The sequence below is a fragment of the Bradyrhizobium retamae genome, assembly GCF_001440415.1.
Lineage (GTDB): Bacteria > Pseudomonadota > Alphaproteobacteria > Rhizobiales > Xanthobacteraceae > Bradyrhizobium > Bradyrhizobium retamae.
This window is the reverse complement of sequence record NZ_LLYA01000192.1, coordinates 186,834-207,915: the sequence shown is the minus strand read 5'-3', so window position 1 is coordinate 207,915 and position 21,082 is coordinate 186,834. Positions and strand designations below refer to the sequence as shown.

Here is a 21,082-nt window from a genome sequence, read left to right as displayed (position 1 = left end):
ACTTCGTGAAGCGAATGTCAAATCCGTAAAGCTCCACTACCAGCTTTATATTTGCTAGTGGTCCTTTTGATTCTAACATTCGCAAAAGTGGCTCCCCGGGCGGGGAGCGAATGTTAGAACCGGACCACTAGGAATTGACTTCGCATGCTGGCGCGTCTGTCGATCCGTGACATCGTCCTGATCGAACGGCTCGATATCGAATTCTCCCGTGGCCTCGCAGTGCTGACCGGCGAAACCGGCGCGGGTAAATCCATCCTGCTCGATGCCTTCGCGCTGGCGCTCGGCGGCCGCGGTGATGCGGGCTTGGTTCGCCATGGCGCGGAGCAGGGCCAGGTGACGGCTACCTTCGACGTTCCCAAGGGCCATCCCGCGACAAGGATCCTTTCCGAGAACGGCCTCGACGACACCGGCGAAATGATTCTTCGCCGCGTCCAGCTCGCCGACGGCCGCACCCGCGCCTTCATCAACGACCAGTCGATCAGCGTCCAGACCTTGAAAGCGGTCGGCGCGGCGCTGGTCGAAATTCACGGCCAGCATGACGAGCGCGCGCTGGTCGACGCCTCGACGCACCGGCAGTTGCTCGATGCCTTTGCCGGGCTGGAAAAAGAAGTCGCCGCGCTGGAGACGCTGTGGGAGGCGCGGCGCACCGCCAACCAGGCACTCGATGAGCATCGCGCCAGCATGGAACGCGCCGCGCGCGAGGCGGATTATTTGCGCCACGCCGCCGACGAGCTCAAGGCGTTGAAGCCGAAGGACGGCGAGGAGACCGCGCTCGCCGAACGCCGCACCACCATGATGCAGGGCGAGAAGATCGCCAGCGACCTGCGCGAGGCGCAGGAGGCGGTCGGCGGCCACAACTCGCCGGTGCCGGCGCTGGCAGCGGCCGTGCGCCGGCTCGAGCGCCGCGCCGCCAATTCGCCTGCGCTGGTCGAGCCGGCAGTGAAGGCGATCGACATCGCGATCAACGCGCTGGAGGAAGCCGACCAGCATCTCAGCGCCGCGCTGGTTGCGGCCGATTTCGATCCGGCCGAGCTGGAGCGGATCGAGGAGCGGCTGTTTGCGCTGCGCGCCGCCTCGCGCAAATATTCCACGCCGGTCGATGGGCTGGCGGCACTCGCCGCCAAATTCGTCTCCGATGTCGCACTGATCGACGCCGGTGCGGATCGGCTGAAGAAGCTGGAAGTGGCGGCTGCCGAGGCCGACCAGCGCTACGGCGCGGCGGCGGCGAAGCTGTCGGCGGCCCGAGCTAAGTCCGCCGAAAAACTCAACAAGGCCGTCAACGCCGAACTCGCGCCGCTGAAACTCGAGCGCGCGAAATTCATGACGCAGGTCGACACCGATGCGAAGTCACCGGGGCCGCAGGGCATCGACCGCGTCGAGTTCTGGGTCCAGACCAATCCGGGGACAAAGCCGGGACCGTTGATGAAGGTCGCCTCCGGCGGCGAGCTGTCGCGGTTCCTGCTGGCGCTCAAGGTGGTGCTGTCCGATCGCGGCTCGGCGCCCACGCTGGTGTTCGACGAAATCGATACCGGCGTCGGCGGCGCGGTGGCGGATGCGATCGGCGCGCGGTTGTCGCGGCTCGCCGGCCAAGTCCAGGTGATGGCGGTGACGCACGCCCCGCAGGTTGCCGCAAGGGCGAACCAGCATCTTTTGATTTCCAAGGACGCGCTCGACAAGGGCAAGCGCGTCGCCACCCGCGTCAACGCGCTCGCCGCCGACCACCGCCGCGAGGAAATCGCCCGCATGCTGGCGGGGGCGGAGATCACCGCCGAGGCGCGGGCGGCGGCGGAACGGCTGCTGCGCGCCGCGACGGCGTGATCTGCTCGTGTCCCGGACGCGGTGCAGCGTGAAACGCTGCGCCGCAGAGCCGGGCCGGTGGCTTTCCGGCGGCTTTGCGCTTGGAACTCTTTCGTCGTATTCAATTGCCATGGCCAGATCCACAAAATCCAAACCACTCTCTGACGTCGCAAAACTCTCCAAGGCGCAGGCCGAGGCGGAGCATGAGAGGTTGACGGCCGAATTGAAGGCGCACAGCGAGGCGTATTACGAGCGAGACGCTCCACAAATTTCTGATGCCGAATATGACGCGCTGAAACTGCGGTACAAGCAAATTGAGGAGCGATTTCCCGAGTTAGTTTCGCTCTTTACCGAATCTTATCAGGTGGGTGCCGCTCCTGCTCGCGGTTTTAAGAAGATACGCCATGCGATCCCTATGCGCTCGCTGGACAACGCTTTCGCTGAGCAAGATGTCGCAGAGTTCGTTTTAACCATTCGCAGATTTCTCAAGCTCAAAGATGACGAGAAGATTGCGTTTAGTGCCGAGCCGAAGATCGACGGGCTATCGATGTCGCTGCGCTATGAGGGCGGCGAACTCGTCACCGCCGCCACCCGCGGCGACGGCGCGGAAGGCGAGGACGTAACCGCCAATATCCGCACGCTCGAAGACGTGCCGCAGAAGCTGAAGGGCCGGAATATCCCCGACATCTGCGAAGTCCGCGGCGAGGTCTACATGACCAAGCACGCATTTCTGGCGCTCAATGAGCGCCAGAAAGCCGCTGGCGATACCATCTTCGCCAATCCGCGCAATTCCGCAGCCGGCTCGTTGCGCCAGAAGGATCCGGCCATCACGGCCTCGCGCCCGCTCGGATTCTTCGCCTATGCTTGGGGTGAGATGGGCGCCATGCCGGAATCAACACAGACCGGCATGATCCACTGGTTCGAGCGCTGCGGGTTCAAGACCAATCCGCTGACTAGACTCTGTCACTCGCTTGACGAGCTGATTGCTTTTTACCGCAAGATCGAGACGCAGCGCGCCGAGCTTGATTATGACATCGACGGCGTCGTCTACAAAATTGACCGCATCGACTGGCAACAACGACTGGGCTTTGTATCTCGTCGCCCGCGCTGGGCGATCGCGCACAAATTCCCGGCCGAACGTGCTACGACCAAATTGATCGACATTGTAATCCAGGTCGGACGAACGGGTTCGCTCACCCCCGTTGGCAAGCTGGAGCCGGTCGGGGTTGGTGGCGTCATTGTGCAGAATGTGACGCTGCACAATGAAGACTACATCAAAGGCATTGGTGGAAAAGGCGAGACTCTGCGAAGTGGGCGCGATCTCCGCATCGGAGATATAGTTGTTGTCCAGCGAGCCGGCGATGTGATTCCGCAAATCGTTGATGTTGTGGCAGACAAGCCCCGTGGAAAGGAAAAGTACAGATTTCCGACTAAGTGTCCCTGCGAGCTGCACACTCCTGTGGTGCGCGAGGAGACGGCAACCGGCGAGGAAGGTTCGCGCGCCCGCTGTACCGGCGAATTCGCCTGTCCGTCCCAGAAGATCGAGCATCTGAAACTGTTCGTGTCGCGCCGGGCTTTTGACATCGACGGGCTCGGCGAGAAGCAGCTTCAGTACTTTTTCGATCAGGGATGGGTGCGGGAGCCCGCCGATATCTTCACGCTGCCGAAACGCAACACCAAACTGAAGCTCGAAGAGATCGAGGGCTACGGCGAAACCTCGGTGCGCAATCTGTTCGCCGCGATCGAGAACGGCCGCCGCATTTCGTTGGAGCGCTTCATCTACGCCCTCGGCATGCGCCATGTCGGCGAGACAACCGCGCTGGCGCTGGCGCGCGGCTACGGTTCCTGGGATGCATTCCACGATGCCTGCCTCAAGGTCGCCAAGGGCGACGAGGACACCATCGCCGAGATGGATGCGCTCGACCAGATCGGCGACACCGTGATCAAGAGCGTCGCCGCCTATTTCGGCGAAAGCCATAACCGCGGCATCGTCGAGCGGCTGGTCGAGGAGCTCAGCGAGATCATCGATGCCGAAAGCCCCAAGAGCAATTCGGCCGTCGCCGGCAAGACCGTGGTGTTTACCGGCTCGCTGGAAAAGATGACGCGGGACGAAGCCAAGGCCACCGCCGAGCGGCTGGGCGCCAAGGCGGCGGGCTCGGTGTCGAAGAAAACGGACTACGTTGTCGCTGGGCCCGGCGCGGGCTCCAAGCTAGCCGAGGCCAAGAAACACGGTGTGCCGGTGCTGACCGAGGACGAGTGGCTGAAGCTGATCGGCGAGTGACGTCATTGCGAGGAGCGTAAGCGACGAAGCAATCCATAGCGCCGCTCGTGGAGAAATGGATTGCTTCGCAGCGCTCGCAATGACGGTTGAGGCAGCGATATCACCTCACAACATCCCCGATTCTTCCTCCTCCGCCTTCTTCACCAACTCCTCGCTGACCACGACGGTTCGCCGCGGCACGATGAAGAACATCACCGAAACGCAGGCAATCGACAGTGCGAAGATCGCCGCCGTGAGCGGCAGCGTGGTCGTGGAGTGGCCGCCGAGATAGGCGCCGAATTGCGAGACCAGCGCGCCGATGCCCTGTTGCAGAAAACCCATCGCGCCGGAGGCGGTGCCGGCGGCCTCGGGACGCGCGCTGATGGCGCCGGCCGCGGCGTTGTTCATGACGAAGGCGTTCGCGACCATCACGATCATCTGGGTGCCGAACAACCAAAGCGGTGCCTGGTTGATCCCGGCAATGCTCAAGACGAGGTTCAAGAGAGCGCCGCCGAATTGCACCGCGAGCCCGAACCAGATCAGCTTTTCCAGCGAATGCCGCGGCGCGAAACGGACGCAGAACACATTGCCGATCAGATAGGCAAATCCTGTCGTCGCGAACCACGCGCCATATTCGGCCGTGGTTCGGCCCATCTGCGTCACCACGATGTAAGGTCCGCCGCCGGCGAACATGAAAATAATCTGGGAAGCCAGCACCTGGCACAGCACATAGCCGATGAAGGCGCGGTTGCGGATCAGCTTGCCGACGTCGCCGCGGAAGCTGCTGCTCTCGCTGCGTTCGCCGCGCGTCTCGGGCAGCGCCAGCGCGATCAGGACCGCGACGCTGAGCGAAGCCGCCGTGATGAAATAGAAGATGGCGCGCCAGCCGAACGCAGTCTCCAGGAGGCCGCCGACCAGCGCGCTGAGCATCTGCGCCATCATCATGACGGCAATCACGAGGCTGATCATGGAGCTGATGCGGTCGCGGCTGTAGAGGTCGCGTATGATGGCGCGGCTCACCACCATGCCGGTCGCGCCACCCAGCGCCTGCAGGAAACGCGCGGCAATCAGTTGCGGCAGCGTCTGCGCCAGCGAGCAGCCGACGCTCGCCGCCACCATGAGCGCAAGGCCGGCGAGCAGCACCGGCCGGCGTCCGAACTTGTCCGACAGCGGTCCCATGATGAGCTGCGAGCAGGCGATGCCGACCATGTAGAGCGACACCGTCATCTGCGCGACGGCAATATCGCCACCGAACGTCGTCGCCAGCACGGGCAGCGCCGGCACCAGCATGTAAAGCGAGATCGGCGCGACGCCGGTCATCGCCACCAGCATCAGCAGCATAATTTTCGATGTCACGACGGCATGACTGTCCGTCGCGCCGGGCGGCTTGCCCACGACGCCGTGCATTCAGTTCCGACCCTGTTTTGCTTGGATCGGACTCTTAACCAGATGGCTCAGCGCGAACAGGGATGTTTTGGCATGCGGCCATGCTGAATTGGGGAGGCGGGCAGGAGGCTGGACCGCCGGAGTCTACTTTGCATGGGGTTGTTTTCGCGATTTTGTGTCCGCCGCCCGCGCTGCATCGCTGTAGAGGGTGGGCCTCGGCGTACCGCGCGCACCAGAGCCGGAACCTTGAGATTCCGGGTTCGCGTCTTCGACGCGCCTCGGACTGACGGCTCACAGCGGCAGCATCGCCGCCGTCGCCTCGTCCAGCCACAGCTTCGTGGTGTTGTCGTCGAGGTGCAGGCGCACCGCGCGGTTGACGCGCTCGTGGTAGTCGTTGAGCCACTTCAGCTCGGTTGCGCTCAGCATATTCACATCGATCAGGCGGCGGTCGATCGGCGCCAGCGTCAGCGTCTCGAACGCGTTCACCGGCTTCTCGGCGCCGGGTACATCGGTCCCGATGACGAGTTCGAGGTTCTCGATCCGGATGCCGTAGGCGTCGGTCTTGTAGTAGCCAGGCTCGTTGGAGAGGATCATGCCGCGCTTCAAGGGCGTGGTGCCAAGTTTCGAGATGCGCGCCGGGCCTTCATGCACCGAGAGATAGCTGCCGACGCCGTGGCCTGTGCCGTGCTCGAAATCGAGGCCGGCCTGCCACAAAAATTGCCGCGCAAAGGAGTCGATCTGCGCGCCGGTGGTGCCGTCCGGAAACACCGCGCGTGCAATCGCGATGTGCCCACGCAGCACGCGGGTGAAACGATCGCGCATTTCGTCGGTCGGATTGCCGATTGCGATGGTGCGGGTGACGTCAGTGGTGCCGTCTTCATATTGCGCGCCGGAATCGATCAGCAGCAGGTCGCCGGGCGAAATTCGCCGATTGCTCTTGCGGGTGACGCGGTAATGGACAATGGCGCCGTTCGGCCCGGTGCCGGCGATGGTCGGAAACGAAACATCTTTCAGCGCGCAGGTCTGGCGGCGGAACGTTTCCAAGGCCTCGACGGTATCGATCTCCGTCAACGCGCCCGACGGCGCCTCGCGGTCGATCCAGGCGAGGAAGCGCGCCAGCGCCACGGCGTCGCGCTGGTGCGCGGTCCGCGTGCCCTCGATCTCGGTGATATTCTTCACCGCCTTCAACAGGCTCACCGGATCGTTGCCGCGTACCGGCTTTCCGCCGGCGCCTGCGATCAGCCGGCTCAGCGCGTCCGCGGCGGTGGCGCTGTCAAGCGCGATCGCGGCGCCGCTGCGCGCAAGCTCAGTCAGATCAGGCACCAGCGCGTCGGGCTCCCGCACATCGGCGGATTGTTCGAGATGGTCGCGCGTCAGGTTGGACAGCTTGCGATGGTCGATGAAGATGGTGGGGCGGCCGTCCTTCGGCACCAGCGCATAGGACAAAGGCAGCGGCGTGTGCGAGACGTCGGCGCCACGGATGTTGAAGGTCCAGGCCACCGCATGGCTGTCCGACAGCACCAGCGCGTCGACGCCGAGCTTGTTGATCTCCAGCCGGATGCGCTTGAGCTTTTCGGCTTCGATCTCGCCGGAAAACTGCACGCCGTGAGTGGCGACGCGCCCGAGCGGCGGGGCCGGGCGCTCGGTCCAGATCGAATCTAGCGGGTTGGTTTCGACCGCAATCAGTTCCGCGCCCGCCTTGGTGCAGGCGGCGGCCAGACGCTCGGCTGCCGCCGAAGTGTGCAGCCACGGGTCGAAACCGAGGCGGTCGCCGGCCGCAAGGTGCTTGGTCAGCCAGTGCTCCGGCGGCGGATCGGCCAGCGGCTCGATTTGCCAGGCCTTGCGGTCGACCTGCTTGGCGGCCTGCAGCGTATAACGGCCATCGACGAAAACGGCGGCATCGCGCGTCAGAACGATCGCCATGCCTGCCGAACCAGTGAAGCCGCTCAGCCAGGCCAGCCGCTCTTCGGAGGCCGGGACATATTCGTTCTGTTGCTGATCGGCGCGCGGAACCACGAATCCCGTCAACTTCCGCCGCGCCAGCTCCTCGCGGAAGCGGGCCAGCCGCGCGGTCAGCGCCACGCCGCCTTCGGGTTCTTCGAATGTCTGGAAATGGGCTTCGAACATCGCCTGGTCACTTTAGGGTTGGGTGGAGCGGTCCGCAATGCGGCAGTCTCCGCCACAATTTGGCATAATCTGTGCTTCACTATGTTGGTCCGCGCTAGTCGGACGGAGCGGATTGCGGTGTAGCCGCTCAGCTCAAGATACCGGGAGAAGCTCTAGGAGTGTTTCAACTCAACGAAGAGGGGATACACCATGCCTGTTTTCACGTTTGAGAAGATTTCACCGCCGGAACGTCGCGGCCCCGTGCCGCCCATCGCCAACAAGAAGCAGCGCGGCGTCATCGTCCAGATCCTCGACCGGTTCGCGGAAGCGCGCGTCAAGCGGTCGTTGAAGCAAGAGAAGGGCGCGGTCGCCCGCAAGGGGCCAACATTAGCCGATTAGAATTTCAGTTCATCTTGCGCAGCAGGAGGCTGCTCCAGCCTTCGATGCGCAGATGCCGCACGGGAACCAGCCCACGGGCGCGATAGGCGGCGATGACGGCGGGCGCCTGATGCGTCAGCAGCCCCGAGAGAATGACCAGCGCGGACGGCGCCAGATGCCGCGCCATCGGCCCTGCCAATTGCCGCAGCGGATTGGCCAGAATATTCGCCAGCACCAGATCGAACGGTGCGGCTTGCGCAAATTGCGGCGCCGAGAAGCCGGTGGCGCGGACCGCCCGCACCAGATGCCCCGACACGTTCAGCCGCGCATTGTCGCGCGCGACCTGCACCGAGGGCGGATCGATATCGCTGGCCAGTATCTTTTCGTGCAGCGCTTTCGCCGCCGCAATCGCCAGCACGCCGGTGCCGGTGCCGAGATCGAGCACGCGCCGCGGGCGCCACGCTTTCAGGACATGATCGAGCAGCAGCAGGCAGCCGCGCGTAGTGCCGTGATGGCCGGTGCCGAAGGCCAGCGCCGCCTCGATCTCGATGCCGAGCTTGTTGGGCGAGATCCTGTCGCGGTCATGCTGGCCGTGGACCACAAAGCGTCCGGCCGGCACGGGAACAAGGTCTTCTAGACTGGCCTTGACCCAATCCTTGGCCTCGACCGTATCGAAGGCAATGCCCGCGGCGATTTCCGCGCCGGCCGCATTGGCAACGAGCTCGCGGACCAGGGGCTGATCGGGCGGCTCGCCAAAATGCACCGTGACGTCCCATCGGCCATCCGGCCGTTCGAACGCGGCGATTGCGGCCTGGCCCTCAAAAAAAACTTCGGTCAGGGCGTCGACGACGCCCTTGGCTGTGTGCTCGTCGCCGACGGCAAAATGGACGCGATGTGTGGAGGCGAGGGAAGTCATTGAAGAACCTGGCGAAAGCGGGGAAGGATACGATCGTTTCGTTCAAATTTGAGCAAGTTTCATGTCGGGCTATTCGGAACGGTTGCATCTCTCCACAGCCTATCCACAGCCGAGCGGGGAAGTTGCCAACCCGTTATCGACGGAAGCATACCGATGTCTTCCACAGCCGTGCCGCGGGTTATCAACAAGTAATCCACAAGGCTTCTCCCGTCGTTGCCCACCGGCTTTACCCGATATTGTCCACTGCGTTCTGCCTATCCGAACAGGGCGCGGTGATCGCCCAGGATCACCTTCGCGGCGTTGTGGCCGGGGGCGCCGGTGACGCCGCCGCCGGGATGCGCGCCCGAGCCGCAATGATAGAGGCCCTTCAGCGGCCCACGGTAATCGGCATGGCCCAGCATCGGCCGTGCCGAGAACAATTGATTGAGCGTCAGCGCCCCATGAAAGATGTCGCCGCCGAGCAGGCCGAACTGCCGCTCGAGATCGAGCGGCGACAGCACCTGACGGCCGATCACGCTTGTCCCAAAGCCCGGCGCGAACTTGTCCACCGTGGCGATCATGAGGTCGGCGACCTCCTCGCGGTGATCGTCCCATGACTTTCCATCCGGCAATTCCGGCGCGACGTGCTGGCAGAACAGGCTCGCGACATGCCGGCCCTCCGGTGCAAGGGAGTCGTCGAGCGTCGAAGGGATCAGTATTTCCACCACCGGCTCGCGGCTCCAGCCATGGCTGCGCGCGTCTTGCCAGGCGCGATCCATGTAACCGAGGCTGGGTGCGAGAATGATGCCGGCGGTGAGGTGATCGCCGGCGCCGGGCAGGGCGGTGAAGGAAGGTAGCGCATTCAGCGCGACATTCATCCGGAACGTGCCGGATGCGTTGCGCCAGCGCGCGATGCGTTCGAGGAATTCCGGCGCCAGCGCGCCCGACGGCACAAGCCGCGTATACAGCAATTTCGGATTGACGCCGGAGACGACGTATTTGGCACGGATGGTCTCGCCATTGTCGAGGATGACGCCTGCAGCGCGCCCGCCCTCGACGATCACCTCGCGCACGCCGGCATCCGTTTCGATCTCGGCGCCATGCCCGCGCGCAGCGCGCGCCATCGCCTGCGTGATCGCGCCCATGCCGCCGATCGCGTGGCCCCATACGCCCTTCTTGCCGTTCACCTCGCCGAACGCGTGGTGCAGCATCACATAGGCGGAGCCGGCGGCGTACGGGCTGGCGTAATTGCCGACGATGGCGTCGAAGCCGAACAGCGCCTTCACGAGGTCGCTCTCGAAACGCTCGTCCAGCATTTCGCCGGCCGAGCGCGTGAACAGGTCGAGCAGGCTGCGCTGTTGTTCGAGCGAGAGCTTGCGCAGGATGCCGGCCGTGCCGACGGCGTTGAAGGCCTCGCGGATCGCACCGATCCCAAAGCCCTCGACGAGGTTTGGCGGCGCGCGCAGCACGAATTGCCGCAGCACGTCGGCGATGGCTTCCAGTTCGCGCGAGAAGACCTCAATCGTGACGGCATCGCGCTCGCTGAGTTTTGCCACCGATTGCCGGGTGCGGCCCTCGCCGGTCAGGAGATAGCTGCCGTCGGGGGCGGGCAGAAAATTCTGCGCGCGGCGCTCGACGATGCGCAGGCCGTGTTCGGCGAGTTTCAGGTCGGCGATGATCTGCGGATTGAGCAGGCTGACGGTATAGGCGGCCACCGAATTGCGGAAACCGGGATGGAATTCCTCGGTCACCGCGGCGCCGCCGACCGCCTTGCGGCGCTCGACCACCTTCACGCGCAGGCCGGCCATCGCCAGATAGGCGGCGCAGGTGAGGCCGTTATGCCCCGCACCGATGATGACGATTTCGGTTTCGCTCATGTCCGCTTCAAGAAGGTTTGATTAGTTTGAACCCGTCATTCCGGGATTGTCCGAACGACAAGACCCGGAATCTCGAGGTTCCACAATGTGCAATTGCACGTTGGGGTTCGATGCTTTGCATCGCCCCCGGAACGACATCTCATCCCGCATTGCCCGTCATGTTGCCATATGCTCTATCTGCGCTTCCGGCACAACCTGCCGGAATGCTCGCCGCCGGCTCCCGCCGGGTTCAAGCCGGAGCTTTCATGATTTCTGAACCGTCTGCCTCGCGAAACCGGCTGGTGTTGGCCGTCTATACCGCTGCGATCTTCGTCAGTGCGTTATTGCTGTTTTCGGTGCAACCCCTGTTCACCAAGATGGTGCTGCCGCGGCTCGGCGGCTCGCCGGCGGTTTGGTCGGTGGCGATGGTATTCTTTCAGTCGCTGCTGCTCGGCGGCTATGCCTATGCGCATTTTTTGATGCAGGTGCGTAATCGCACGATTCCCGTGGCGGTTCATCTCGCGCTGCTCGCAGTTGCGATGCTGACGATGCCGCTGTCGATCGCGAGCGGGTGGGGCGATCCGCCGAATTCAGGCTATGCGCTCTGGCTGCTCGGCTTGTTTGCGGTTTCGATCGGCCTGCCGTTCTTCGCGCTCGCGGCCAACAACCCGCTGCTGCAGGCCTGGTTCGTCCGCACCGGCCACCCCAACGGTCCCGATCCGTACTTCCTCTACGCTTCCTCGAATGTCGGCAGCTTCCTGGCGCTGTTGTCCTATCCGGTGCTGCTGGAGCCGATCTTCACCCTGCGCATGCAGAACCTGATCTGGACCGGCGGCTATGGCTTCTTGATCGTGCTGATTGCCATCTGCGGGGTGTTGCTGCTGCGCTCGCCAGTGAGGGCGGCGGAACTGAACTTGGCGCCCGACGATCGCGACGTGCCGGCGCCGTCATGGATTTTGCGCGCCCGCTGGATATTCCTCGCGGCCGTGCCGTCGGGGCTGCTGATCGCAGTAACGGCCCATATTTCCACCGACGTCGCCGCAGCGCCGCTATTGTGGGTGCTGCCATTGTCGCTCTATCTCCTGACCTGGGTGCTGGTGTTCCAGTCACGCCCGCTGTTGCCGCACAAGTTCATGCTGATGCTGCAACCGTTGGCGATCATGGGGGTGATCCTGCTGTTGGCGATAGGCGGCGAGCAGAACCTGTTGCTGACGCTCGGCGGCCACCAGCTTTGCTTCTTCATCATTGCGATGGCCTGTCATGGCGAGTTGGCGCGTACCCGCCCCGCCGCGAAATATCTCACTGGTTTCTATGTCGCGCTGTCGTTCGGCGGCATGATCGGCGGACTTTTCACAGGGCTAATCGCGCCGTTCACGTTCTCCTGGGTCGCGGAATATCCGATCCTGGTGGCGCTGGCGGTGCTGTGCCGGCCGCCGGCCGACGAGCGGTGGCCGCAATGGACCCGCTGGTTCTGGCCGCTGCTGGCCATCGCTGCGGTGGCGCTGATCGCGCCGTCCTACAGCAGCGGCAAAATTTTCACATGGCTGGATACCAATCGAGTCTATGTGGTAGGCGCAGTTGCGGTCCTCTCGATGATATTGGCGATCCTGCTCAAGGCGGATCGCTGGAAGCTGGCCGCCGTGGTGACGTTGGCGCTGGTGCTGATCCGGATGTATCCCTCCGACGAGGGGCGCGTGGAGACGGTGCGCAGCTTCTTTGGCGTCCACAAGATCGTGGTGACGCCGAACGGCCAGTATCACGTGCTGATGCACGGCACCACGATCCATGGCGCCGAGAAATTCAAGAACGACGACGGCACGCCGGTCACCGGCCAGCCGGAGCCGATCACCTACTACTACAGGGACGGCGGCATCGGCCAGGCGATCACGGCGATCCGGGAACGCAAGGGCGCGCCGCTGCGCGTGGCCGTGATCGGGCTCGGCTCCGGCACGCTGGCCTGCGCCTCGCAGCCCGGCGAGGAATGGAAATTCTTCGAGATCGACCAGACGATGGTCGATACCGCGCGCGACCCGAAATATTTTACCTATATCCAGGTCTGCGAACCGAACATGCAGCCCGTGATCGGCGATGCGCGGCTCACCTTCGCGCGCGAGCCCAACGGCGTCTATGACCTGATCATCGTCGATGCCTATTCGTCGGATGCGATCCCGGTTCACCTGGCGACCGAAGAGGCGATGGAAATCTACAAGTCCAAGCTGGCGCCGCAGGGCGCCGTGGTGATGCACGTCTCCAACCGGCATCTGGAGCTGTCGAGCGTGGTCGTCGGCATCGCCGATGCCAACGACTTGAAGAGCTGGGTCTACAGCGAGGATTCCGGGCGCGACAGTGAATACATCTTCTCGACCTCGGTCGTGGTCTCGGCGAGGGAGGAGACCGACGTCGGCAAGCTGGCATCATCGGAGCAATGGGCGCTGACGGAAGCCAGGAAAAACCAGCGGGTCTGGACCGACGATTATTCCAACGTGCTGGGCGCGGTATGGCGGCGGTTTAGAAAAGGCGAGGAATAGGCGAGTTGCAGCCGGGCAGGGTGCGCCTATGATCATGGTCTGTCCTGAACCGATGGAGCGACGATGGCCAATTTCACTCCCGTATCGGCCGCAATCGGCGGCGTCCTGATCGGGCTTTCCGCCGTGCTGCTGATGTTGTCGACCGGCCGGATCGCCGGGATCAGCGGTATCTTCAGTGGCCTGTTGAATTTGCGCGGCGAGGACAAGGGCTGGCGTATTGCTTTCATCGCCGGGCTCATTCTGGCGCCTATCCTCGCCGGCCTGATTGGTTACGGAATGGCGCAGCCCACGCTGCCGTCGAGCTGGGCCGTTATTGTCGCGGCGGGCTTGCTGGTCGGCTTCGGTACGCGTCTCGGCGGCGGCTGCACCTCCGGTCACGGTATCTGCGGCATAGGGCGGCTGTCCCTGCGCTCGATCGTCGCAACGATCGTCTTCATGGTGATGGCGGTTATGACCGTCGCGATCACCCGTCACGTACTGTGAGGTCAGGCCATGTGGATCATTGCTCCTCTGATTTGCGGCCTGATCTTCGGCGCGGGCCTGTTGATTTCGGGCATGGTGCAGCCAACGAAGGTTCTTGGCTTTCTGGATATCTTCGGCGCGTGGGATCCGAGTCTCGCGGTGGTGATGGCCGCGGCGCTCGCCGTGTCGATACCCGGCTTCATGCTGGCTGACCGCAGTGCGCGGCCTTGGTTTGCCGGGCAATATTTTCGGCCGGGCAAATCGGGAATCGATCTGCCGCTGGTTGCAGGCGCGGGGCTGTTTGGAATCGGCTGGGGTCTCGTCGGGTTATGCCCGGGGCCGGCGCTGGAAAGCCTGGCGACGTTGTCGCCCGGAATCATCGTCTTCGTCGCCGCAATGGCGGCAGGGATGATTGCTCACGACGCTTGGCAACAGTCACGGCTGACCGCGCAACGCGACCGGCAGCTTGCGAGCGCGACGGACGGCTGAGAGATCGCTGCGGCCGTACATCCTGCAACCGCAATGAAGTCGCCGGCTAATCCTGATAGCTGAACAGCCCGCGCTGCTGATAGTAAGGCCGCGGTTGATAGTAGCCCTGGGGCGCCGGCGCATAGCCGCGGTTGTCATGATTTTGCTGCTGCTGTTGCTGATAGGCCTGGGTGTCGTAGACGCGGCGGCCAGGCGCGGGGTATCGCGCTTGGTTGGACGATCCGTCGGCCGGATAGATGTAGCCGTCGTCGGCCCGCGCTACGGGTGCGGCGCGCTGCTGCGGCGGTGTGATCACGACGGGATCGCCGGCGGCGTCGTATTGCTGCTCATATTGCGGCAGCGGCGCGCGGCGCGCGACGGCCGTGTTGGAGCGCTGCCGCGGATTGCGTGCGAGCGCGACCTGGGAGGAGCCGGTCAACGTCACCGTGGTATTGAGCACGCCTTCCTGCTTCACCAGATCCCAGAGCTTCGCGGCATTTTCGCGCGACAGCCGCACGCAGCCATGCGAGGCCGGGCTGCCGAGACGGCTCACGGAATCGGTGCCGTGGATGGCATGGCCGATCTTGGTGAAGAAGATCGAATGCGGCATCGGCGCGTCGTCGAATTCCTTGGAGTAGTGGTCCTCTTCCATCCGGAAGGCGCGGAAGCTGCCGTTCGGCGTCTCATAGGATGGAAGACCCGAAGACACCGGCCAGCGGTACCGCTCGACGCCGTCGACGGCGACGGTCATCTGCTGGTTGTCCTTGTCGACTGTTATGGCGACTTTGGCTTGGGCGGTGCCCGAGGCGACCAGCGTCAGCGCGGTGGCGGCAATGAGGAAGGAACGCATTTTACCTTTGGCCTCCAGGCCCCTGTATGAAGCGCCGGCTCTCCGTCCCCGGCATACAATATGCCCGGAAACCGGCACTGGTTCCAGTGGCCTGCGTCCGCAATCGTTAACGCGTCCCACGGCGCAAACAAGGCGGCAGCACGGCGCAATCGGCGGCAAAGTACTGACATTTTCGCGAGCGGTGAGCGGTCATCATTCCGGGGCGGCTCGTAGAGCCGAACTATGGTGAGCAATTGCGCACCTGAGAATATCGAGATTCTCAGGGGCGCAAGGGCGCCCCATAGTTCGTGCTTCGCGCGCCCCGGAATGACGCTGCGCGTCAATTCTTGAGCCGGTACCCGGTCCTGAAGATCCACCACACCAGCACCATGCAGATGGCGAGAAAGCCGAGCGTCATGCCGAGGCTCAAGGCCACGCTGACGTCGGCGATCTCGTAAAAGCTCCAGCGGAAACCCGAGATCAGGTAGACGACCGGATTGAGCAGCGTGACGGTGCGCCAGCCCGACGGCAGCATGTTGACCGAGTAAAAACTGCCGCCGAGAAAGGTCAGCGGCGTCACGATCAGCATCGGAATCATCTGCAGCTTTTCGAACCCGTCGGCCCAGATGCCGATGATGAAGCCGAACAGGCTAAACGTCACCGCCGTCAGCACCAGGAAGGTCAGCATCCACCAGGGGTGATGGATATGCAGCGGCACGAAGAGCGCGGCGGTCGCCATGATGATCAAGCCGAGGATGATGGATTTGGTCGCGGCCGCGCCGACATAGCCGATCACGATTTCGATATAGGAAACCGGCGCCGACAATATTTCGTAGATGGTGCCGACGAATTTCGGAAAATAAATTCCGAACGAGGCGTTGGCGATGCTCTGGGTCAGCACCGACAGCATGACGAGGCCCGGCACGATGAAAGTGCCGTAGCTGACGCCCTCGACCTCGGTGATGCGCGAGCCGATCGCGGCGCCGAACACCACGAAATAAAGCGAGGTGGAAACCACGGGCGAGACGATGCTCTGCAGCAGCGTGCGCCAGGTGCGCGCCATTTCGAACAGATAGATAGCGCGGATCGCACGGTAGTTCATGGCGCCCTCACCAGGCTGACGAAGATGTCTTCGAGGGAAGACTGGGTGGTATCGAGGTCGGAGATGTGGATGCCGGCATTGCGGAGGTCGCTCAGCAGGCTGGTGATCCCGGTGCGCTCGCCCTTGGTATCGTAATCATAGGTCAGCAGCCGGCCATCGCTGGACAATTGGAGCTTGTAAGGCGCGAGGGCGGGCGGAATGGCGTCAATTTTCTGCTGCAGATGCAACGTCAAATGCTTCTTGCCGAGCTTCTGCATCAGCCCGGCCTTGTCCTCGACCAGGATGATCTCGCCCTTGTTGATGACGCCGATGCGGTCGGCCATCTCCTCGGCTTCCTGGATATAATGCGTGGTCAGGATGATGGTGACGCCGGAGGCCTGCAAGCCGCGCACCACGTCCCACATGCCCTTGCGCAATTCGACGTCGACGCCCGCGGTCGGCTCGTCCAGGAACAGGATCTGCGGCTCGTGCGACAGCGCTTTTGCGATCATCACGCGGCGCTTCATGCCGCCGGAGAGCGTGATGATCTTGGAATCCTTCTTGTCCCACAGCGACAGGTCCTTCAGCACCTTTTCGATATGCGCTGGGTTCTTCGGCTTGCCGAACAGGCCGCGGCTGAAGCTGACGGTCGCCCATACGGTTTCAAACGAGTCCGTGTGCAGTTCCTGCGGCACCAGGCCGATCAGCGACCGCGCCGCGCGATAGTCGCTGTTGATGTCGTGCCCGCCGACGGTGACGCGACCCTCGCTTAAGTTGGCGATGCCGCAGATGATGCTGATCAGCGTGGTCTTGCCCGCGCCGTTCGGCCCGAGCAGCGCGAAGATCTCGCCGCGCTTGATATCGAGATTGATGCCCTTCAGCGCCTTGAAGCCGGAGCCGTAGGTTTTTGAAAGATTGGAGACGGATATGATGGGAGGTTGCGCGAGCATGGCATTCTGAAACGGAATTGGCCCGCGTTGAAGCGGCGCTGCGGCCGGGTCGAAGCGGGGAGGGGTAGGAACCGGGAGATAGGAACGCGGCGGGAGTTCCGCAACGTGTGGAAGAGAGAAAAGCGTCTATTCCGCTCGCGCGGGCAATTCGATCAGCGCGACGATGTAGGACTTGAGATCATCTGCAATCGCAGGGTCGGATTTCATCTCCGACAATGTTCGAGGGCGCGGCAGCGCCTTGCCGTCCTCTTCGAAGCTTTCCGCATAGATCTCCAGGGCTTCCGGCGCGTTGCGCAATGCCTTGTCAATATCGTCCCCTCCAGAGGAGCAGCCGGGCAAATCCGGAAACCAGACGCCAACGGCGTGGTCCGATCCTGCGGAGGGCCACAAGCGGTCGCGCCCATAACCTCGTGGCAAGCACAGAGGTTGGCAGCTTCTGGGGGAGGAGCGGAAGAGCGATCGACAGCCCTATCCGGGCCGACGGCCGAAGATCGCATTGGCGCGCGCCTCGATCGAGACACGCCCACTCGCCTCGATAGGCACCTGCTCACGAACCCGAGACTTGAGTTGCGTCACGTCGGCTGACGCCATCGTTGTGAGCATCGGAGCGAGATTGGGCGCCGCGATCGTAGTGGACCAATAGTCCTCGAAATCGTCGAACGTTCGTCGCGTGCGAAGAACGCGCGCTTCGATATCGGCGAAACCCGCCCGTGTCCACAGCGCATGTAGTCCTTCGGGCGTCGAGGCTTCCGCTTTCGGGGCCCGCGGTGGCGTGAACCCCATGCCTTTCATCTGGATTATGATGGCCTCCGACGGGCCGCCGCCGCTGACGACGTCCCAGACATAGGCGGCCGCGAGACCGGCCGGCCGCACCACGCGAGCCATTTCAGCGACGCCCCTGGCAGGGTCCGGAATGAAAAACACAACGAGCGCCATCACGGCCGCATCGAAGGTGCCATCGGCAAATGGCAATGCCATTGCATCGCCCTGGCGAAACTTCGCGACAGGTGTCGCCAGCCGCTCTCGTGCAAAGGCCAGCTGACCTTCCGAGGGATCCACGCCTTCGACGGTAATTGGGGCGCAGTGCTCGACCAACAACTGTGTAAACGCGCCATTGCCACAACCGATGTCGACCCATCGCAAATTGGGCGGGGGCGAGAGCCAATCAATAAAAGCGCGTCCGGCCAGTCCACTCCACTTGCCCATCATCAGTTCATAGACGGCGCCGTCACCGAACTTGATCGTCGGCGCGGACATTGGGTCACCTCGCTGTGTGTTCGCGCGTCTCACAACGTCGGCTCCGACGATGACCGGACACAACCTTGGGGGCATTCGGCTATGGTTGCGCGTTAATGAGTCCACGTCCTAATTCCGATCGATTAGTTCATTGACCGGCGGTCTTGAGTACCGGCCTCCACCGGGCGACTTCACGAACGACCAGCTCCTGCAGTGCGTCAGGCGCGCGGCCGGCCCGGTCCGGGATCTCGCTGCCAAGATCGAGCAGTCGCGCGCGTGTGCCTTCGTCATCGAGGGCTTTGACAAGCGCCTCGTTCAGTCTGCCGACCACGTGTTGTGGAGTACCCTTTGGAGCAAATAGCGCAATCCAAGCAGAGACCTCGAACTCCGGCAGGCCGCCCTCCCTGGTCGTTGGGACATCCTTCATGGCCGCTGAACGTTTGGCCGTCGCGATACCGAGCGCCTTGAGCGTGCCCGCCTGAATATGCGGCGCAACGTTTACAATCTGGTCACAGCCAAAATCGACGTGTTCCGAAACAAGGTCGTTGATGGACGGCCCTGTGCCGCGGTAGGCCACCCGAGCAGTCTTTGTTCCTATGATCCATTGGAGAAGAGTGCATGTCGTGTGAGAAACTGAGCCGACGCCGGCATGCGCTTCAACTACCTTGTCCTGGTTCCTTCTCACGTAGTCGATGAACTCGCGGAGATTGTTGGCTGGAAATGTCTTCCTGGCGATGATCACGATCGGTGTGGTAACCATCAGTCCGATGGGAGTAAAGTCCTCGGCCGGATCGTATTTCAGGTTGGGATACTGCGCCGGCGCTGCACCATGGGTTCCCATATTACCCAACATGATGGTGTATCCATCTGCGCCTGCTTGCGTGGCACGGCTGATAGCGCTCGTGCCGCCAGCCCCAGGAGCATTCTCCATGACGATCGGTTGGCCCAGCGTCTTGGCCATATGAGTCCCGATGAGGCGTACGACCGTGTCGCCGGGGCCGCCGGCGGCGAACGGAACGATCAAAGTAATCGCCCGCTCCGGGAAAGCGGCCGCCGCCGGAATAGCACCGGCAACAAACGCCAACGCGGCTATGCCTGATCTTACGGTGCTAATTGGCTTCATCGTCATTCTCCTTGTCCTGCGATGTCCAAGATAGGATGTCTGAGGACCCCCCCGACCCTGTATGCGCGACACGAGACGCACAATGCGGAATGTGCTAAGTGTGCCTTAGGTGCAGCCGAAGGCTCGTCCCTCACGATGTCCATAAGGTTCGATCTGACCGACCTGCGACTGTTCGTGCACGTCGCCGAAGCTGGCAGCATCACGCACGGGGCCGCTCGCGCGAACATGACACTGGCGTCGGCGAGTGAGCGTATCCGCGCCATGGAAAATGCGCTCAGCGCTCCGCTCCTAGAAAGGAACCGCCGGGGGATTCGGCTCACTTCAGCAGGAACAGTGCTCCTGCATCACGCGTGGATTGTCTCGCAGCAGCTGGAGCAAATGCGCGGCGACCTGGACAATTTCGGGAAGGGGCTGACGGGACATGTGCGCTTGCTGTCGAATATCGGCGCGATGGAATTTCTCCCCATACCCCTGGCGGCCTTTCTCTCTGCCCATCCGAATATCGACGTCGACCTTGAGCATCACGGAAGCGGCGAGATTATTCGAGCAATCGCCGCGGGCCGCGGCGATATCGGCATTGTCGGGGAGACCGTTGATCCAGGCGCGGAGCTGGACAGTTTTCCGTTCGCGGAGATCCGCCTGGTCCTGGTGACGCCACTGCGGCATCCGCTCAGCCGGCATCGTAAAATTGCATTCCGCGAAACTCTCGACCATGAATTTATCGGCTTTGCCGCGGGCAGCCCGATGCAGGACTTGTTGAACTATCATGCCTTCCGTGCCGGTCGCCGGTTCAAGCTGCGCATCCGCCTCAACGGGACCGACTTGATGTGTCAGATGGTAGAAAAGGGCATTGGTCTCGCCATCCTGCCCGAAACAGCAGCTCGGCGATTCCAGCAGTCCATGGCTATCCGCGTCATTCCTCTTACGGACACTTGGGCTCTTCGCCACCTAAGGATTTGCGTGCGAAGTTTTAGGTCCCTGCCCGCACACGCTCAACGGCTGGTCGAGTTTTTGAGGCCACCCACGCCGGTGCCTTGATGGTCGTGTCCAGGCTGCGGCACTCCATCCACAAGGTGGAGGGCAATTCTCACTCGCGATCTTCTAATCTTGCAACCCGCCGCTGCGTTTGCTGCGCCGCATGGGTCTGTTGCTGGCCCATCACGTCATTTCGTGGCGTCGCAGCAATTCGGTCGCTTTCGGAGCGAAGGGGACATCAGCGGCGGCGGTGTGCAGTATCGGATTTATGAGTACGCGCCCTAGTGAGCCACGGTGGAATCGTTCGCACGAAAGTTTAGCGAGCCAGCGCTACCAAAGCGAGGAGAACCAGCCATACCGACCAGTATAACGCACCGGCCATACTGACCAGCTTAGCGCCGTAAACAGCCACGCTTCTCATCGTTGGAGAAAGAAGGAAATTGGAAGCTGGCGACGCAATCGCCGTAGCTTCCTTCGAAGCAGATCGCACATCAGTAGGCCAAAATACTCTAACCCATTCCGGTAGGCTTGGCGGCTCAGTCGTGAGTACTTTGCCTAGGATCCAGGAGATCGGAAGTAAAATCACGGCTGCCGCTGCCATAACCTTGACTAACGCCAGAGCAATTTCCAGCATTCTTCACGCTCCATACGCGAATAAAATCGTATTCGATGCAAACACAAAAGTAGCGAGGAGTGCCGACGCAAATACTGACCGCCACGGCGACTGCGTGTAGCTTTTCCTCCGCCTGTCG

The 21,082-nt window shown here is 62.8% G+C and carries 18 protein-coding genes; 7 read left to right on the top strand and 11 right to left on the bottom strand.

Features of this window, described 5'->3' with window-relative positions; all coding sequences use genetic code 11:
- The first annotated feature begins 144 nt into the window (after window positions 1–144).
- Complete coding sequence (recN, locus tag CQ13_RS33245) at window positions 145–1,818, top strand: DNA repair protein RecN (RefSeq protein ID WP_057847001.1); 1,674 nt, start codon at window positions 145–147, stop codon at window positions 1,816–1,818.
- A 109-nt stretch (window positions 1,819–1,927) separates the two neighbouring features.
- Complete coding sequence (gene ligA / locus CQ13_RS33240; RefSeq protein ID WP_057847000.1) at window positions 1,928–4,078, top strand: NAD-dependent DNA ligase LigA; 2,151 nt, start codon at window positions 1,928–1,930, stop codon at window positions 4,076–4,078.
- Between the two features lie 105 nt (window positions 4,079–4,183).
- On the opposite strand, the gene CQ13_RS33235 is transcribed toward ligA, so the two are convergent.
- A complete protein-coding gene (locus tag CQ13_RS33235) occupies window positions 4,184–5,464 on the bottom strand; it encodes a multidrug effflux MFS transporter (RefSeq protein ID WP_057846999.1) in 1,281 nt (426 codons plus the stop codon).
- Window positions 5,465–5,734: 270 nt separating this feature from the next.
- A complete protein-coding gene (locus CQ13_RS33230; RefSeq protein WP_057846998.1) occupies window positions 5,735–7,570 on the bottom strand; it encodes an aminopeptidase P family protein in 1,836 nt (611 codons plus the stop codon).
- 189 nt (window positions 7,571–7,759) lie between these two features.
- On the opposite strand from CQ13_RS33230, the gene CQ13_RS33225 reads away from it, so the two are divergent.
- Entirely contained in the window at window positions 7,760–7,948 is a 189-nt protein-coding gene (locus tag CQ13_RS33225) for a hypothetical protein (protein WP_057846997.1), read from the top strand.
- Window positions 7,949–7,952: 4 nt separating this feature from the next.
- On the opposite strand, the gene CQ13_RS33220 is transcribed toward CQ13_RS33225, so the two are convergent.
- Both CQ13_RS33220 and CQ13_RS33215 read right to left on the bottom strand, forming a co-directional pair.
- Entirely contained in the window at window positions 7,953–8,843 is an 891-nt protein-coding gene (locus CQ13_RS33220) for a 50S ribosomal protein L11 methyltransferase (RefSeq protein ID WP_057846996.1), read from the bottom strand.
- 254 nt (window positions 8,844–9,097) lie between these two features.
- Complete coding sequence (locus CQ13_RS33215) at window positions 9,098–10,699, bottom strand: phytoene desaturase family protein (RefSeq protein ID WP_057846995.1); 1,602 nt, start codon at window positions 10,697–10,699, stop codon at window positions 9,098–9,100.
- A gap of 245 nt (window positions 10,700–10,944) precedes the next feature.
- Here CQ13_RS33215 and CQ13_RS33210 point away from each other — a divergent pair, with 245 nt between their 5' ends.
- The 3 genes from CQ13_RS33210 (at window position 10,945) to CQ13_RS33200 (ending at window position 14,157) form a co-directional block, all read left to right on the top strand.
- Window positions 10,945–13,206 carry a fused MFS/spermidine synthase gene (locus CQ13_RS33210; protein WP_057847084.1) on the top strand — a complete coding sequence of 754 codons (2,262 nt, stop codon included), beginning with the start codon at window positions 10,945–10,947 and terminating at the stop codon, window positions 13,204–13,206.
- 63 nt (window positions 13,207–13,269) lie between these two features.
- Window positions 13,270–13,689 (top strand): YeeE/YedE family protein, encoded by a 420-nt coding sequence (locus CQ13_RS33205; protein WP_057846994.1) that lies wholly within the window; start codon window positions 13,270–13,272, stop codon window positions 13,687–13,689.
- A 9-nt stretch (window positions 13,690–13,698) separates the two neighbouring features.
- A complete protein-coding gene (locus CQ13_RS33200; protein ID WP_057846993.1) occupies window positions 13,699–14,157 on the top strand; it encodes a DUF6691 family protein in 459 nt (152 codons plus the stop codon).
- A 46-nt stretch (window positions 14,158–14,203) separates the two neighbouring features.
- On the opposite strand, the gene CQ13_RS33195 is transcribed toward CQ13_RS33200, so the two are convergent.
- The 6 genes from CQ13_RS33195 to CQ13_RS33170 all read right to left on the bottom strand — a co-directional run bounded on the left by CQ13_RS33195 (window position 14,204) and on the right by CQ13_RS33170 (window position 19,355).
- Window positions 14,204–14,986, bottom strand: coding sequence for a L,D-transpeptidase (locus CQ13_RS33195; protein WP_057846992.1), 783 nt, complete (start codon window positions 14,984–14,986; stop codon window positions 14,204–14,206).
- A 319-nt stretch (window positions 14,987–15,305) separates the two neighbouring features.
- Complete coding sequence (locus tag CQ13_RS33190) at window positions 15,306–16,067, bottom strand: ABC transporter permease (protein ID WP_057846991.1); 762 nt, start codon at window positions 16,065–16,067, stop codon at window positions 15,306–15,308.
- Entirely contained in the window at window positions 16,064–16,996 is a 933-nt protein-coding gene (locus tag CQ13_RS33185) for an ABC transporter ATP-binding protein (RefSeq protein WP_057846990.1), read from the bottom strand. The genes CQ13_RS33190 and CQ13_RS33185 overlap by 4 nt, the downstream gene beginning before the upstream one ends.
- 126 nt (window positions 16,997–17,122) lie before the next feature.
- Window positions 17,123–17,386 carry a type II toxin-antitoxin system HicB family antitoxin gene (locus CQ13_RS33180; RefSeq protein ID WP_057846989.1) on the bottom strand — a complete coding sequence of 88 codons (264 nt, stop codon included), beginning with the start codon at window positions 17,384–17,386 and terminating at the stop codon, window positions 17,123–17,125.
- A gap of 78 nt (window positions 17,387–17,464) precedes the next feature.
- Entirely contained in the window at window positions 17,465–18,253 is a 789-nt protein-coding gene (locus tag CQ13_RS33175) for a class I SAM-dependent methyltransferase (protein ID WP_057846988.1), read from the bottom strand.
- Between the two features lie 127 nt (window positions 18,254–18,380).
- On the bottom strand, window positions 18,381–19,355 hold the full coding sequence (locus CQ13_RS33170) for a tripartite tricarboxylate transporter substrate-binding protein (RefSeq protein WP_057847083.1): 975 nt from the start codon (window positions 19,353–19,355) through the stop codon (window positions 18,381–18,383).
- Window positions 19,356–19,496: 141 nt separating this feature from the next.
- Here CQ13_RS33170 and CQ13_RS33165 point away from each other — a divergent pair, with 141 nt between their 5' ends.
- Window positions 19,497–20,393 (top strand): LysR family transcriptional regulator, encoded by an 897-nt coding sequence (locus CQ13_RS33165; protein WP_057847082.1) that lies wholly within the window; start codon window positions 19,497–19,499, stop codon window positions 20,391–20,393.
- 253 nt (window positions 20,394–20,646) lie between these two features.
- Here CQ13_RS33165 and CQ13_RS33160 read toward each other — a convergent pair whose 3' ends face one another.
- A complete protein-coding gene (locus tag CQ13_RS33160) occupies window positions 20,647–20,964 on the bottom strand; it encodes a hypothetical protein (protein ID WP_057846987.1) in 318 nt (105 codons plus the stop codon).
- Window positions 20,965–21,082 lie beyond the last annotated feature (118 nt).